16 protein-coding genes and 1 pseudogene are annotated in these 15368 nt (G+C 61.2%); 8 read left to right on the top strand and 9 right to left on the bottom strand.

From position 1 onward, the window contains the following. Positions 1-59 precede the first annotated feature (59 nt). The 7 genes and pseudogenes from B5E67_RS12625 to B5E67_RS12600 all read left to right on the top strand — a co-directional run bounded on the left by B5E67_RS12625 (position 60) and on the right by B5E67_RS12600 (position 5158). On the top strand, positions 60-611 hold the full coding sequence (locus B5E67_RS12625; protein ID WP_087385567.1) for a helix-turn-helix transcriptional regulator: 552 nt from the start codon (positions 60-62) through the stop codon (positions 609-611). 105 nt (positions 612-716) lie between these two features. Next, entirely contained in the window at positions 717-1157 is a 441-nt protein-coding gene (locus tag B5E67_RS12620) for a hypothetical protein (protein ID WP_087385566.1), read from the top strand. Positions 1158-1159: 2 nt separating this feature from the next. Next, a complete protein-coding gene (locus B5E67_RS12615; RefSeq protein ID WP_087385565.1) occupies positions 1160-1891 on the top strand; it encodes an alpha/beta fold hydrolase in 732 nt (243 codons plus the stop codon). Between the two features lie 100 nt (positions 1892-1991). Beyond that, positions 1992-2606, top strand: a complete 615-nt coding sequence (locus tag B5E67_RS12610; protein ID WP_087385564.1) for a DUF1349 domain-containing protein — start codon at positions 1992-1994, stop codon at positions 2604-2606. Positions 2607-2869: 263 nt separating this feature from the next. Then, a pseudogene (locus B5E67_RS16115) lies at positions 2870-3007 on the top strand (MurR/RpiR family transcriptional regulator); the annotation flags it as partial. Between the two features lie 193 nt (positions 3008-3200). Further along, a complete protein-coding gene (locus B5E67_RS15955) occupies positions 3201-3704 on the top strand; it encodes an SIS domain-containing protein (RefSeq protein ID WP_242956985.1) in 504 nt (167 codons plus the stop codon). 38 nt (positions 3705-3742) lie between these two features. Then, on the top strand, positions 3743-5158 hold the full coding sequence (locus B5E67_RS12600; protein WP_087385563.1) for a 6-phospho-beta-glucosidase: 1416 nt from the start codon (positions 3743-3745) through the stop codon (positions 5156-5158). Between the two features lie 99 nt (positions 5159-5257). Here the strand turns inward: B5E67_RS12600 and B5E67_RS12595 are convergent, their stop codons facing one another. The 4 genes from B5E67_RS12595 to B5E67_RS12580 all read right to left on the bottom strand — a co-directional run bounded on the left by B5E67_RS12595 (position 5258) and on the right by B5E67_RS12580 (position 10073). Next, complete coding sequence (locus tag B5E67_RS12595; protein WP_087385562.1) at positions 5258-7471, bottom strand: FtsX-like permease family protein; 2214 nt, start codon at positions 7469-7471, stop codon at positions 5258-5260. Continuing rightward, a complete protein-coding gene (locus B5E67_RS12590) occupies positions 7461-8228 on the bottom strand; it encodes an ABC transporter ATP-binding protein (RefSeq protein WP_087385585.1) in 768 nt (255 codons plus the stop codon). The genes B5E67_RS12595 and B5E67_RS12590 overlap by 11 nt, the downstream gene beginning before the upstream one ends. Before the next feature lie 172 nt (positions 8229-8400). After that, positions 8401-9408, bottom strand: coding sequence for a sensor histidine kinase (locus B5E67_RS12585; RefSeq protein WP_087385561.1), 1008 nt, complete (start codon positions 9406-9408; stop codon positions 8401-8403). Then, positions 9405-10073: a response regulator transcription factor gene (locus B5E67_RS12580; protein WP_087364789.1), complete on the bottom strand. Its 669-nt coding sequence runs from the start codon at positions 10071-10073 to the stop codon at positions 9405-9407. The genes B5E67_RS12585 and B5E67_RS12580 overlap by 4 nt, the downstream gene beginning before the upstream one ends. A 308-nt stretch (positions 10074-10381) precedes the next feature. Here B5E67_RS12580 and B5E67_RS12575 point away from each other — a divergent pair, with 308 nt between their 5' ends. After that, a complete protein-coding gene (locus tag B5E67_RS12575; RefSeq protein WP_087385560.1) occupies positions 10382-11425 on the top strand; it encodes an aldo/keto reductase in 1044 nt (347 codons plus the stop codon). 197 nt (positions 11426-11622) lie between these two features. On the opposite strand, the gene B5E67_RS12570 is transcribed toward B5E67_RS12575, so the two are convergent. From B5E67_RS12570 to B5E67_RS12550, 5 genes are all read right to left on the bottom strand, one after another. Beyond that, the gene (locus B5E67_RS12570) at positions 11623-12858 is read right to left on the bottom strand and encodes a hypothetical protein (RefSeq protein WP_087385559.1); all 1236 of its coding nucleotides are present in this window, start codon (positions 12856-12858) and stop codon (positions 11623-11625) included. Beyond that, the gene (locus tag B5E67_RS12565) at positions 12831-13346 is read right to left on the bottom strand and encodes a hypothetical protein (protein ID WP_087385558.1); all 516 of its coding nucleotides are present in this window, start codon (positions 13344-13346) and stop codon (positions 12831-12833) included. Before B5E67_RS12565 ends, B5E67_RS12570 begins: the two co-directional genes overlap by 28 nt. Positions 13347-13568: 222 nt before the next feature. Next, positions 13569-14102, bottom strand: coding sequence for a DUF3795 domain-containing protein (locus B5E67_RS12560; RefSeq protein ID WP_087385557.1), 534 nt, complete (start codon positions 14100-14102; stop codon positions 13569-13571). 14 nt (positions 14103-14116) lie between these two features. Further along, entirely contained in the window at positions 14117-14656 is a 540-nt protein-coding gene (locus B5E67_RS12555; protein ID WP_087385556.1) for a cysteine hydrolase family protein, read from the bottom strand. A gap of 212 nt (positions 14657-14868) precedes the next feature. Continuing rightward, a complete protein-coding gene (locus B5E67_RS12550) occupies positions 14869-15237 on the bottom strand; it encodes a RidA family protein (protein WP_087385555.1) in 369 nt (122 codons plus the stop codon). Between the last annotated feature and the right edge of the window lie 131 nt (positions 15238-15368).

The raw sequence follows: 15368 nt of genomic DNA, 5'->3' as shown, positions 1-15368 counted from the left end.
GGTTGACAAACGCCGGGGCCGGCTTTACAATATCTCTAATCGACAGATTGGAGGATGACATGGAATATCTGCTTTTGGGGCTGCTGATCCTGTCCCCCATGACGGGGTACCAGCTGCAGCAGTTCATCAAGAACAATCTGGCCCTGATCTGTTCCCACAGCGCGGGCAGCGTCCAGACGGCCCTGGCCAAGCTGGAGAAAGAGGGCAAAATCACGGCCCGCGAAACCGCCGAGGGCAAACGGCGGAAAAAACTCTTTGCCGTCACCGACGCCGGGCGGGAGACCTTTTCGGCATGGGCCGCCCAGCCCATGCAGGCGGACAGGGTGAAAAACATGGAGCTGTCCCGGCTGTTTTTCGCCGGGCTGACCGGGCCTGCAGAGCGGCTGGACGCCATCCGGGATTACATCCGCCAGATGGAACAGACCCGGGGGATTCTCTGCAGGATTCGGGCCCGGTTTCAGCAGATGAACCCCGGCGAACTGCCGCCGGGGATCGACTGGCCCCAGGTACTGCGGTTTCAGGGGTACACCATCGAGTACGGCATCGCGGCCGCCGGCTTTGAAATCAACTGGTACACCCAGCTGCTGCACGAGTTGGAGAAGCAGCCCTGACCGCCCGCTCCCCGGGAAACGTCCGCTGACGGTGGAGCGGGACTTTTCCCTCTGCTACCCGAACTCTGCAAAACGATGGCCCAACCGGCCGGAAAGGAATTCCCCATGAATCTGTTATCCATTGCCATGTTGGTATTTATTGTGATGGAGTCGGCCAACGTGGCCATCCTGTATTTCTGGCCCGGCAGCCAGCTGGGCAACGGCGTGGGGGTGTTCAACGCCTTCCATCACAGCGAGAACGACGAACAAAAGCTGTTTGCCTCCTACCTGGTGAACTGGGTGGCCGGGGTGAAGCTGATCTTTATTTTTCTGCTGGGGGTCATCCTGATCCTCGGCGACGAAACGGTCCAGCTGTGGGCGGTGGTGGCCATGATTTTGTCCATTGCCACCTACTTCTGGCGGCTGCACCCCATCATCCGGAAACTGGACGCCATGGGCTGCATCACCCCCAAGGGCTATTCCAAGGCTCTGGACGGCATGATCGCCGGCTTTCTGCTTCTGTTCACGCTGGCCCTGGCGGCACATATTCTGACAAAGGGGATCTGACCATGCAAAAAACTTCGAACGCCCTTGCCCGGCTGAAGCGGGCCGCGGTCATTCTGCTGGTGGTTGTGGCGCTGTGCGCCGGTGGCTTTCTCTGGTATGTATCCGACTACTACCGCGCCGAGGATGCGGCGCTGGAAGTGGCCGTCCAGGGCGTCAACCTGTCCACCCAGGGCAATCTGACCATTCTGCGTCCCGGCCAGCCCAGCGACACCGCCCTTCTCTTCTATCCCGGCGCCAAGGTGGAGGCCGAAGCCTATCTGCCTCTCCTGGACCAGATCCGCCAGCAGCTGGGCGTCACCTGCATCCTGGTGGATATGCCTTTCCACATGGCCATTTTCGACGCCGGCGCGGCGGAGGACGTCATCCCGCAGTTTCCTGAAATCCAGCACTGGTACATCGCCGGCCACTCCATGGGCGGCGCTATGGCCTCCAAATACGCCGCCGAACATCCCGACCAGGTGGAGGGGCTGATTCTGCTGGGGGCCTACATCTATGGGGACTACCCGGAGGAAAACACCCTGACCGTCTACGGTTCCCTGAACCAGAGCGTGGAGGATCATCTGGACTACACCCGGAACATTGTGGAAATCGAGGGCGGCAACCACGCCCAGTTCGGCAACTACGGCCCCCAGAAGGGGGATCCGCCCGCCGCTATTTCCGCCCAGGAGCAGCAGGCCCAGACTGTGGACGCCATCGAGGCCTTTCTGGACCAGCAGGCCGGGGACACGGAATAAACAAGACGCCGCGCCTTTGTCCGGGCGGCATCAAAACCAGCACGGCAGCCCGGGCGCTGCGGAACACGACCGACCGAAAACAAACAAGGAGGACTCAACCATGAAACTGGACACTTCCCGTCTGCAATGGACCCGGCAGCCGGCAAGCTGCGTCATTGCGCCCGACCGCATCGAGATCGTCACCCGCCCCCACACCGATCTGTGGCAGCGGACCTATTACCACTTCCGCAACGACAACGCCCCGGTGCTCCAGATGTCCACCGAAGAAGCCTTCTTCTCCTTTGTGGTCAAGACGGAATTTGCCGAGAGCCACCACCGCTTTGACCAATGCGGCGTGGTCCTCTATCTGGACAGCGAAAACTGGCTCAAGGGCTCGGTGGAATACGAAAACGACCGGTTTCAGCATCTGGGCAGCGTGGTCACCAACCACGGCTATTCCGACTGGGCCACCACCGAAATCCCCGCCGGCGTGAAATCCATGTGGTACCGGCTGAGCCGCCGGGAGGACGATTTCTGCATCGAGTGTTCCGAGGACGGCGCCGTATTCCATCAGATGCGGGTCTGCCACCTGCATGAGGCCAAGGGAGAAATCCGGTTTGGAATCTACGCCTGCAGCCCGGAGGACTCCTCTTTCCGCGCCGTGTTCACCCACATGGAGCTGACCGAGTGCAAGTGGCTGGCCCACGACGGCCAGGCCCCGGACAAGGAGGTCTGACCCGGTCCCCCGACACCTGCAAAACAGGGCATCTTCTCTTCGATATCCCGCCCGCCGCTCTGCGGCGGGTTTTCCTTTGTCCGCCCGCTCCCCGCCGTCTGAAATATTGTGAAATCACACAACATTTGCTATAATGAATACATCCCCCGGTGCAAAAAGGCAGAACCGTTCCAGGGGCCGGCACGCCGCCGCCACGGCGGACGTTCAGGGGTATTACACGGAAAAGAGGGACCAAAATCGTGTTGCTGGTGCAGTTGAAAGAGATGAAAAACTTCACAAACCACGAAAAGGACATTGCAAACTATATTCTGGCCCACATGGAGCAAATTCCCGACATGTCGGCCGGCGAGCTTGCCAAATCCACCCTGACCAGCAAGGCCACCATGGTCCGCCTGAGCCAGAAGCTGGGGCTTTCCGGGTACCATGAGTTCAAGCTGAAGCTGATCGCCGAGGTCAACCAGAACGAGCGGATCGGGCAGATTCTGGCCAACGAGCCCATCCCCCCACAGCTCCTATACCGACATCATCCACACCCTGCCGGGGCTCTACGACAAGGCCATCACCAACACCCGCCTCACCCTCAACAAAAGCGATATGCTGCGCATCGACCGCCTGCTGCGGAAGGCGGAGTGCATCGACATCTACGCCACCGGCATCAGCTACACCCTGGCCCAGGCGGCCGCCTTCAAGTTCGCCACCCTGGGGGTGGAGAGCTCCGCCTATGAGAGCATCAGCGGCCACTATCTGGCCGCACGCAAACACAAAAAGACCGTGGCCTTTGTCATCAGCTTCACGGGGGCCAACCGCACGGTGGAAACCATGGCCAAATACCTGCGCACCGCCACCCACAACCATGTGGTGGGCATCCTGGGCCCCCACAATCAGGTGACCCGGTCCTGGTGCCACGAGGTGGTGGAAATCCCCAACCGGGACTCGGTCCTCAGCCTGGACGTCATCACCTCCTTCGCCGCCTGCAACTACGTCTTCGACGTCTTTTTCTCCCTGCTCCTCTCCCACTGCCAGGAACAGCACGTCCAGTCCTCGCTGGAAATGATCCGGCACCGGGATCTTCTGCTGAACGAAAATTTTGACATCTGAATCCCCTCCATTTCCTGAATCAGAACCGGAGGTCAACGATGCGAAACGATTTTTTGTGGGGCGGCGCCACCGCCGCCAACCAGTGCGAGGGCGGCTGGCAGGCGGACGGACGCGGCATGGCCGTGGTGGATGTGCTGCCTCAGGGTGAAAACCGTCTGCCGGTCATGCAGGGCGTGATGGACTACCGCACCCTGCCCCAGGGGACCCGGTATCCCGGGCGGGACGGCATCGATCTGTACGGCCACTACAAAGAGGACATCGCCCTGTTTGCAGAGATGGGGTTCCGGTGCTATCGGTTCTCCTTTTCCTGGTCCCGGATTTTCCCCACCGGGGAGGAAACCCAGCCCAACGAGGCCGGCCTGCAGTTCTACGACAACCTGATCGACGAGCTGCTGCGCCACAACATCCAGCCGGTGGTGACCATCTGCCACTTTGACCTGCCCCTGCACCTGGTGGAAAAATACGGCTCCTGGCGCAGCCGGGCGGTGATCGACGCCTACCTGCGCTACTGCGAGGTGATTTTCCGCCGGTACCGCAGCAAGGTGCGCTACTGGATCACCTTCAACGAAATCAACATGCTGATGCACCTGCCCTTTATGGGCGCAGGCATCCGGTTTGAGAAGGGCGAAAACCCGCTGGCTGTCCAGTACCAGGCGGCCCACCACGAGCTGGTGGCCTCTGCGCTGGCCACCAAACTCGCCCACCAGATCAATCCGGACTGCCAGGTGGGCTGCATGATTGCAGCCGGCAGCGTATATCCCTACAGCTGCCGCCCCGAGGACGTCTGGCAGGGCATGCAGAAGGACCGGGAAACCTACTTCTTCACCGACGTGCAGGCCCGCGGGGCCTACCCGGCCTATGCCAAAAAGCTATGGAACCGCAGCGGCATCCATGTGGAGATGGACCCCGAGGACGAGCGCATCCTGCGGGAGAACACCGCCGACTTCATCGCCCTCTCCTACTACAACAGCCGCTGTGTCCGCACCGACGGACAGGGGGAAGCCTCCGGCGGCAACGTCTTCGCCTCGGCCAAAAATCCCTACCTGACCTGCAGCCAGTGGGGCTGGCCCATCGATCCCATGGGCTTCCGCATCACCCTCAACGCCCTGTACGACCGCTACCAGAAGCCGCTCTTTGTGGTGGAGAACGGTCTGGGCGCCATGGACCAGCTGACGCCGGAGGGGACCGTCTCCGACGACTACCGCATTGACTACTTAAAGACCCACATCCAGGCCATGATCCAGGCCATCGACCAGGACGGCGTGGACATCATGGGCTACACCGCCTGGGGCTGCATCGATCTGGTCAGCGCCACCACCGGCGAAATGTCCAAGCGGTACGGCTTCATCTATGTGGACCAGGACAACGCCGGCTGCGGAACCAAAAAGCGCATCCGGAAGAAATCCTTCTACTGGTACCGGGACGTCATTGCCCATCACGGCGAAAATCTCTAAAACGGAGCAGCAAAGCTCCATCCTTCATCCCTACACACCCGGAAAGAGCGGCCAGGAAACTGGCCGCTCTTTCTGGTTCTATCTTCTTTTTGTGCCGGGTCAGGCTTCGATTGCCCGGCGGAACATGGCCCAGGTGCTGACAAAATAACATCCCAGCAAGAGGGTCAGAACCGCCGCCGTGATGCCCAGCTGTACCGCCAGGGCGCCAAAGCCGATGTAAGCGCCGATCTCGGCCTGCACCACCAGGACAAAGCAGCCCACCACTGCGCCTCCTGCCAGGGCCGCCGCCCCCACCGGCAGTCCGAACCAGAAGCCCAGCTGCCGCACCACCAGCCGCCCGATCTCTTTTTCCCCGACGCCCAGCTTCCGCAGCACCGAGAAGCGATACCGGTACTGCCCGGCATCCAGCAGCTGCTGCAGGGACAAAACCGTCAGGCAAATCACCATCAGCACCACCGCTCCATAAATCATGGCCGCCTGCAACACAAAGTTGCCGGCCCGGGTGCTGTTGACCTGCAGGGTCCGCAGCCGAATGGAATAATTCACCCCGCCGGGGGCCTGTTCGGGGTAATGGTCAATAAAAAACTGTTCCAGGGCCCGGGCTGTCTCATAGGCCAGGGGCTGGGCCGTCATGCTGTACCGGCAGCGCATCACCGGCAAGAGCTGCTGACAGACGCTGTCCGGGAACACATACACCACGTCGGTGTAGCTGTTGTAGAGGGTCTCCCCCATCGGGTCGTCATGCCAGGCCTGTTCCGCCAGGGTCAGGACGCCGGCGTCGGTGGAAACAGTGGGGTGTTCGGCGAGAAACTGTTCCCGTTCCTCCTCCGAGGCAATGGTCTGCCACTGGGTGGTAAACTCCCCCTCCGCCAGCTCCACCGGCTCAAGGCCCAGCATGGTCCGCAGGGCGTTGTAGTCGCTGAGGGAAATCGCCGCCGCAGGAAAGTCGTATTTCACCCTCTGGTGAAAGTCCTCCCGCCGGGGCAGATAGAGGCTGAAGGTCCGGTCTGCGGCGGTTTCGATTCCTTTTTCCGAGAGAAACGCGGTCACCGCCTGATAGCCGTCCCGGGGCAGATCGGCCTCGTGGTAGACGTTGTTGTAGCGGGAGTAGATCTGGATATCGTACATCGACCGGGCTTCCAGATAGCCGTCGGCCCAGCCCACCAGCACCGGGGCCGCCATGAAGAGAAAGATGGACAGCACCAGGGTGATGCTCACCAGGCTCATGGTCTTGCTGGTGGTGCGGAGCTTGGAAATCATCTGGCCGAAAAAGAACAGGTTGGTGCCCTGATAGCGGCAGGCAGCGCTGCGCTCTTTGCGCCAGACCAGCAGGGTGCTGGCCAGCCAGATCACCCCGCAGAGCAGGAAAAGCAGGTGGACCAGCAGAGCAGTCAGGGCCTGGCTGACCCCGCCCTCCCCAAACGCCAGCATATACCGGCGCTGGGTCACCGGCACACTGGCCGCCGCCAGGATGCAGACAAGCGCCCCCGCCGTCAGGCCCAGCACCAGAACCGGAAAGTCCCCTTTCCGGCGGCGCACAGCCCAGACCGCCGTCCAGGCCAGCAGCCCCGCCGGGGCCAGAATATTGGCCCAGAACATGACCTGCACCGGCGCCGGGAACCGGCTGTCCCCATAAAAATACAGCATCCGGCCGGCTTGAACCGTCATGACCGCCGCAAGCGCCAGATACAGGACGGCCACCCCCTGCATCCAGCGGCTTTGGGTGAGAGGGGCTTCGTTTTCACGGCCGGCGGTCAGCATCGAGAGGATGCGGGTCCGGCGGATGGCCCGGGTCTGGAACAGTCCCACCGCCAGAAAGCTCAGCAGGAAAAAGCCCACCGTCCAGAGGACGGTATCCGGGAACAAGGTCCACGCCGGCCGATAGGGCTGGCCGTAACTGGTCAGCAGCAGGGCGGTGATGAACTGGGAGCATACCGCCCCCAGGCCGATGCCCAGCACCACCGACACCCCGCCCATCAGCAGGGTTTCGGCGAAAAACAGCCCGGCAATGGTCCGCTGGTCCATCCCCAGAATGGCCTCCAGGGCGAATTCCTTTTGGCGGCTGCGGAGCATATAGTGGTTCACAAACCGGATCAGGAACAACAGCAGCAGAGTCACGGCGCAGATGGCCATTTTCATCCCGCCGCTGAGGAGGGTGAAGTCGTACTCCACCCCGATATCCGGCTTATAAAACCGGCTGGACACCGACAAAAACGCATAGAACAAGGCGACGCAGAGGGTCATGGTGACCAGATAAATCAGGTAATCCCGGGCCGAGCGCCGGGCGCTGCGGAGAATCAGTTTAGCGTACATCCGTCCCGCCTCCTCCCAGCATGGTCAGCACCTGCAGAATCTTCTCAAAGAAGGCCCCGCGGGTCTGGCCGCCCCGCCGCAGCTCGGTGAAGATTTCCCCATCCCGCAAAAACAGAATCCGCTGGGCATAGCTGGCGGTAAAGGCGTCATGGGTCACCATCAGGATGGTGGCACCCAGCTGGCGGTGGATTCCCTCAAAGGTAGTCAGAAGCATCTGGGCCGAATGGCTGTCCAGGGCGCCGGTGGGCTCATCCGCCAGCAGCAGCCGGGGCCCATGGATCAGCGCCCGGGCGCAGGCGCACCGCTGCCGCTGTCCTCCCGACACCTGATAGGGATATTTTTCCAGAATCCCCTGGATGTTCAGCCTCTGGGCCATGGCCTGGACCTGCGGCTCCACCTGATGGGCCGGGGTTTTGTTGATGGCCAGCACCAGGGCGATGTTCTCCCCGATGGTCAATGTGTCCAGCAAATTGAAATCCTGAAAGACAAAACCCAGCTTTTCCCGGCGGAACCGGGCCAGATCTCCGGGTTTGATTGCGGTGACGTCCTGGCCGTCCAGGTAAATGTGGCCGGCGCTGACGGCATCTATGGTGGAGATGCAGTTGAGCAGGGTGGTCTTGCCTGACCCCGACGCCCCCATGATCCCCACAAACTCCCCTTCCTCCACCGCGAAGCTGATATCCCGGATGGCTTTGGTGATGCTGCCTCCATTGCCGTAGATTTTCTGGATGTGTTCCAGTTTGAGTATTTCTTTCATCTCGTTCACCTCCGGCTCCATTGTAAGGGATCGGCGGCCCGGAGTGTATCGGGTTTCCTTGCGCAGTTCTTACAAAAATGAAAGACCAGGCACAGCCTGGACTGTTTCGCATCGCCATACCACCCGCGCCCCGGCCGAGGGAGCGCAGCCGCGGACCAGGTGGGTTTCGATTTTATCTATGCACGCCGGCAATGGCATCGTTGACCGTGAAAACCAGGCGGACGGCGGTCCCTTCCCCTTCCCGGGAGTGGATTTCCAGCCCGATGCCCAGCTTGTCGCACAGCCGGCTGCACAGGTACAGACCCATCCCGGTGGAGCTGTGGACCGTGCGGCCATTCCGCCCGGTGAAGCCTTTTTCCAGCACCCGGGGCAGGTCCTCCGCCGGGATGCCCATGCCATTGTCCTCCACCACCAGGCAGACCTGGCCCGGCCGCTCCTCCGCGTCAAAGCGCAGCCGGGGCGACGGGCTCCGGTACTTGACCGCGTTGCCGATGATTTGATCCAGAATGAACCGGACCCACTTGTCATCGGTGCAGACGGTGCCGGCCAGGTTTCCCACCTCGATGCACACCCCGCCCTGCCGCAGCAGATATTTGTTTTCGGCGATGGCGCTGGAAACCAGGCTGTTCAGCTGGATGTCACGGATCAGATAATCTTTTTCGGTGTGCTCGCTGCGGGCATAGTAGAGGGCCTGCTCGGTGCAGCGGGTGATCCGTTCCAGCTGGGCCAGGATCTCCCGGGAAAGCGGGCTGCGGTGGTTTTCACAGAGAAGCTCTGCCGCCGTGATGGGCGTCTTGATCTCATGAACCCACTGCTCGATGTATTCCCGATAGGCTTTGCGCTGCCGCTGGGCCTCCGCAACCTGTTCCAGCATCGACTTTTCCGCCATCTGCAGCAGCCGGCGGCATACCGCTTCCTCGGCCGTCACCGGCGGAGGAAGGATTTCGGGCAACAGATACCGCTCTTCCAGCTGTTCCGCCTGGCGCAAAAGGGCATCCAGGCGCCGCTTTTCCAGAAAGCACCCGGCGATCAGCCAGCAGGCCAGCACCGCCAGCCAGACGGCGGCGATCAGCGCCACCGTTCCCACGGCATTGCCGCCCGCCAGCAGAAACAAAGACAGCATGGTCAGTCCCACCAGATTCACCACCACCGCCGGGAGGCGGTCCTGCACGTATCTCATATCTTGTACCCCTGCCGGTGTTTGGTCTGGATGAAGTCGGTCAGCCCGATGGAGGCCAGCTTGTCCCGGATGCGGCTGACATGGACGCTGAGGGCGTTGTCGTCGATATAGAGCTGGTTGTCCCACAAAAAGTCCACCAGATCCGCCCGGGCGCAGATGGTCCCGGCGTGCCGGAACAGATAATACAGGATTTTCTGCTCGTTCCGGGTCAGTTCCACGGTCCGGCCCCGGTATTCCAGCGCGCCGCTTTCCAGGTGGAGAAGGGCGTCCTTCCAGCAGAGGGTTTCTTCCGCCGCGGCGGGATAGGCCCGGCGCAGCAGGGCGGCGATTTTGGCCAGCAGGATGGCCGGGTTATAGGGTTTGGTGAGAAAGGCGTCGCCGCCCAGCAGGATGCTGTTCAGCTCGTCCAGGTCGGCGTGGCTGCTGGTGACAAAGACGATGGGCACCTGTGAAAAGCCGCGGATCTGCGCGCACAATTCAAGGCCGCTGGCTCCCGGCAATCCGATGTCCAGGAGCACCAGCTGGGGCGCAAAGGTTTTCATCCGGTCCAGCGCCGCCGGGGCGTCCCCGGCGGCCTCCACCTGGTACCCGCTGCCGGCCAGCAACAGCTGCAGCTGCTGCCGGATCACCGGGTCGTCTTCCACCACAAGGATTTTATAGGGCATAGGCAAAACTTCCTTTGGGTTGGTTTGAGCCTATTATAGCAAAACAGGCCCCCGAGCACAAATGCCGGGAGCGGAAAGAGCTCCTGCCGGCGAACGCACGGCGCCCCTGCAGGGCGGTGGAGGGGCCACGGAGAAAGCAGCTTAGTCCGGCTGGTTTGCGGCGTGCATGCATTTTGGGCATCTTCGCAGATAAGGAATAAGTATTCGACATTTCACCCTGCTGATTCTATAATAGAAGCAGAAAAAGTCTTGGGGCCTCCGGGCCCCTGGAAACATCAGCCGCTTCCATGGAGAAAGGAGAATCCATCATGCAATACACCACCCTGGGCAACTCAGACCTGAAAGTCTCCCGCATCTGCATGGGATGCATGGGGTTCGGCGACGCCAAAAACGGCCAGCACAGCTGGACCCTGGACGAGGAACACTCCCGGGAGATCATCCGCCGCGGCCTGGAACTGGGAATCAACTTTTTCGACACCGCCATCGCCTACCAGAGCGGCACCAGCGAGCAGTATCTGGGCCGGGCCCTGCGGGACTTCGCCCGCCGGGACCAGGTGGTGGTGGCCACCAAGTTCCTGCCCCGCACCCCGGAAGAAATCCAAAACGGCATCTCGGGCCAGCGCCACATTCAGCAGATGATCGATACCAGCCTGAAAAATCTGGGGATGGACTATGTGGACCTCTACATCTACCACATGTGGGACTACCAGACGCCCCTGTACGACATTCTGGACGGGCTGAACCGGATCGTGAAGGCCGGCAAGGCCCGCTACATCGGCATCTCCAACTGTTTCGCCTATCAGCTGGCCAAGGCCAACGCCCTGGCCGAGAAGGAAGGCTTCTCCAAATTTGTCTCGATTCAGGGGCATTACAACCTGATTTTCCGGGAGGAAGAGCGGGAAATGGCCAAGCTCTGCGCCGAGGACAACATCGCCATGACGCCTTACAGCGCCCTGGCGGGCGGACGGCTGTCCAAGCACCCCGGAGAGACCTCCAAGCGGCTGGAGGAGGACAGTTATGCCCGGTTCAAATACGACGCCACCGCCCAGCAGGATGCGGTCATCATCCAGCGGGTGGCCGAGCTGGCACAAAACCACGGCGTCACCATGACCGAAGTGTCCCTGGCCTGGCTGCTGACCAAGGTCACCGCGCCGGTGGTGGGGGCCACCAAACTCCATCACGCGGAGGGGGCCGCCCGGGCCGTCGATCTGGTCCTGACTCCGGAGGAGCTGCTCTATTTGGAAGAGCCCTATGTTCCCCACAATCTGGTGGGCGTCATGGCCCAGAACACCCCCGCTGCCGCCAGCCAGGACCACGTCTGGTCCACCGGCAGCCAGACCATCGAATCCTGACCCCTGCCGGGTGCCGTATGCGGCGGCCCCGAGAACAGCCAAAGGCGCAGCCCTAAACCGGCTGCGCCTTTATTTTATGAAAAGATCCGGCAAAGCGGACGACGCCTGTCTGCAAAAGGGCGGGCGTGGGTTTTGCGGCTCTCCTAAACCAGCACAGGCCCCCGGCTGGACCGGAGGCCTGTGTGCGTTTTGTGGGTTCAGACGGTCACCCGCAGCCCTTGTGCGGGGAGGTCGAGAGGTTCCGCTGACACCACCAGGCGGAAATGCCGGGTGAGGTACAGGCGGTACTGCCGCGCGTTCTCCTCATTCCACTGGATGCTCTCCCCATCGCGGTACAGGGCATCCGGGTCCAGCGAAAAGCCCAGGCTGTCGGGCAGGTAAAAATCCTCCCATCTGCGCCCGGTATCCTCGCCGATGCCTCTGTACCGGGTCACCGGCCGGGGCTGGCCTTCGGTATACGGGCCGGGTAGCTGGTCCTCCTGAAATTTGGGGCTGAGCCAGACCGTGACCTCCTGCAGCTGGCCGTTTTCGATCTGGGCCAGGTCCTCTCTGGACCGGAAAAACAGCCCAGGCACATCCTCGATCGCCAGCATGGCGCCGCCGATCAACAGCGGAAACACTATGCACACCGCCGCCAGCGTTGCCGGGACGCCGCCGCTTTTCCGGACCGCCAGCGCGGTCCCAACCGCCGGCAGCGCCACCGCCGCAGCCACGGCCAGCATCAGCAGAACATACCAGCTGCTGTAGCCCTGGAGCAGAGCCTCCGGCGTTTGGGCGCCGTTCAGCAGCCCTTCCAGCAGGATGGGGCTGATGGAAAGCCAGAGAACCACAAACCCCAGAAACATCCCGGCAAACGGGAGAAAGATGGCCGCCATGGGCCGGACCGCCTCACGGACGGGGGCCGGCTCCTCCAGCGTGGGGTCCATTCTCTCAAGACGCCGGGCGTCTTCCTCATAGGTGGTGGGGACAAAGTGGTCGGCAGTCATGTCGGCTGGCCTCTCTGCGCCGCCCGTCCGGAAGGCCCCTTGCAGGGCAGGCACCGCCCCCAGCAGGGTGAACAGGTAGAGCATGGCCAAATTGCCCCAGTAGGCATTTTGGCGCAGATAGCCCGCCTCCAGCAGGTCATCGATGGCCCGGAAGGCGGTGAACACATCCACCCCGGCCCAGCCTGCGATGTTCACCGCAAAATCCACCCGGTTGGCCACATAAACCATGACCACCGAAAGGGCACAGACCAGCACAGCGCCCTTTCGGCTCATGGTGCCGCTGAACCACCCATAGCCCCGGAGGGCGCAGACCACCATCACCAGTCCGCTGACGGCCGCCACAACCCCCAGCTGTCCCAGGAGCACAATACAGGCCACTCCGATCAGGGAGCCAAGAAAGGCTCCCACCAGTCCGGCCACTACGTTTTCAGTTTTCTTGGGTTCCATGAAATTCCTCCTGTACAAACCGGGCGGCTCAATCCGCATGAAGCTTCACAAACTTCGATTTCAGACCGGCCCCATTCATCACCACCGCATAGCCCCGGTTCCGCATGAAACGAAACCTGCGTCCGGATGGAGCGCGGCCTCTTGCCCACATACAAATCTTCCACCCAGGAGGCTTTGACGTCCAGCTCCACCGGACCCGGGGCCACATAGCAGGCAAAACCCTTCTTGATACCGAAATCCGGCGCGTTTCCGGCGTCAAAAATCGGGGACACGGTGCCCTTCCGGCTCACAATCTTTCCATCGTTCCCGGGGGCATCCTCAAGGTAAACGTAGAGAAGGGCGGCGTTGGGATATCTGCCCAGAAAGTCCCAGGCAATGGTTTCCGAGCGCCGCCGCGCCCGCCACCGCACCAGCAGCAGAAACGCCGCAAACACCAGAACAATCCCTATCGCTTCCTTGATCCCCACCACGTGGTTTCCTAGGTCCATGGCTTTTCCTCCTTTGCCCCAGCCGCCGGGACCGGGCTCTGCTTTGCTCTGCAATTCCACTGCCATTTTAGCAGAAAGCGGCACTTCCATCAATACAGCCTGCGCTCCCCTGCCGCCGGCTCTGCACAAAACCAAACGCCCCCGGCCGGGCCAGGGGCGTTCCATTTCTTCAAAAGGGGCGGAGCCTTCACAGGAAATCAGCCTGCCGCCCCGCCGGGCGATTCATTTTTTCTTCCGGAGTTTCAGCTCCACGCCCCGCCGGTCTGCGATCCGGCCCAGGGTCTGGGCGGCAAAAAGGGCTTTTTCCTTGAGGGGCAGGGTCTCCTTTTCCCGGAGGCAGGCTGCGGCTTCCTGCAGCTCCTCCCAGTCCAGAAGGTTGACCGCCACGCAGAAAAAGGTCTTGCGGCGGCCGTCGTTGAAGTGTTCCAGCAGATACCCCAGAAACTCCGCTTTCGCCTGCTGTTCCCGATTGTAGGCGTCCAGACCGATTCGCTGCGCCTTTTCCAGGTCCTGCATCTGCCGCCGGTGGGTGATGAAGGAATCGTATTCCTCCGCGCCCTGGTATTTCTCACAGGGATAGCGGCTGCATGCAAAGCAATATTCCACCTTTCCCTGTTCCAGGCTGCACCGGGCAATGGGACAGGACTGGTTCCCATGGCCGCAGCCGCCGCAGTAATCCCCCAGGCGCATGGGACACAGGCCGCAGTTCAGGCCGCAGAGGGAAAGCCAGGGGTTGGTTCGTTCAAAGCCTCGCATTGGGTCACCTTCTTTCAGCGGGAGGCGCTGTCCTCTTTCGTTTTGGCCAGGGCTTCCTCCATCAGGATGCACCGGGCGTACCGCCCCGGCCACATGAAATCATTGTAATAGTGATAGCTCTCCTCGCCGGTCATGTACGGATTATCCACCGTGGAGTTAGCCCCGGCCGGAATCAGCATCTCGAATCCCCGCTCAAAGCCGCTGGTGACGGTGGCATGGATGCACTTATCTGTCTGCAGGCCCGCCACCAGGATTTCTTTCTGGTTCCTGCTCTGCAGGTACGGCGCCAGGCCGGTGTCCTTGAAGGCACTGTTTACTGTTTTCACAAAGACCTTTTCGCCCTCTCTAGGCGCAAATCCGGAGAAAATCTCGAACCCCTCCTGTCCCGGGGTCAGGCTGCTCCCTGCGCCGTCGTCGTGGATCACATAGACCACTTCCACTTTGTTTTTCCGCGCCTGGGCAATCAGTTTCTGGATGTTGCAGACAAAGTTCTGATACCCGAACAGCTCCGGCTGAACCAAGGCGCTCTGGGTATCCACCACCAGCAAAATCATACGGTCCCCTCTCCTTTTTCCGACAAGTGATGGTCTCATTATAGCACAGCCCGGCCGGTTCCAACAGGGGCGGCAGACAACAAAACCCCCTTTATGCAGCTGGCTGCGCCGCATAAAGGGGTTTTAGGAGGGAACAGATGGGTTTTATCTGGATGTCATGGGAAGAGGAGGTAGTATAGAGGGGTTATGGCGCAAGTGGTTTGAGGCCGGGGTTACTTCTCAGCGATGGCCTCGATCTCGCACAGGGCACCCTTGGGCAGTTCCTTCACGGCCACACAGCTGCGGGCCGGCTTGGAGGTGAAATAGCGGGCATACACCTCATTGAAGGCGGCAAAGTCCTCCATATGGGCCAGGAAACAGGTGGTCTTGACCACCTTGTCCAGGCCGGAGCCTGCGGCTTCCAGGATGGCGCCCACATTTTTGCAGCTCTGCTCGGCCTGGGCGGCGATGCCCTCGGGCATGGTGCCGGAAGCAGGGTCCACCGGCAGCTGGCCGGAAGTAATGATCAGGTTCCCGGTGACAAAGCCCTGGGAATAGGGGCCGATGGCGCCGGGGGCGTTCTGGGTTGCAATGACAGTCATTTTCCAATCCTCCTTAGGGTGTATCTGAAAACTCAAAAACGCCCAAAAAAGTGTTAAAAAGACAAGAAAAAGACATAAAAGGATTCTATCATAGGCAGTGCAAGGAAGTGATAGCATGACGATTCATCGTT

The organism is Faecalibacterium sp. An122 (assembly GCF_002160895.1).
GTDB lineage: Bacteria > Bacillota > Clostridia > Oscillospirales > Ruminococcaceae > Faecalibacterium.
Note: the sequence above shows the minus strand (reverse complement) of the source record. Positions and strands in the feature narration are given on the sequence as shown.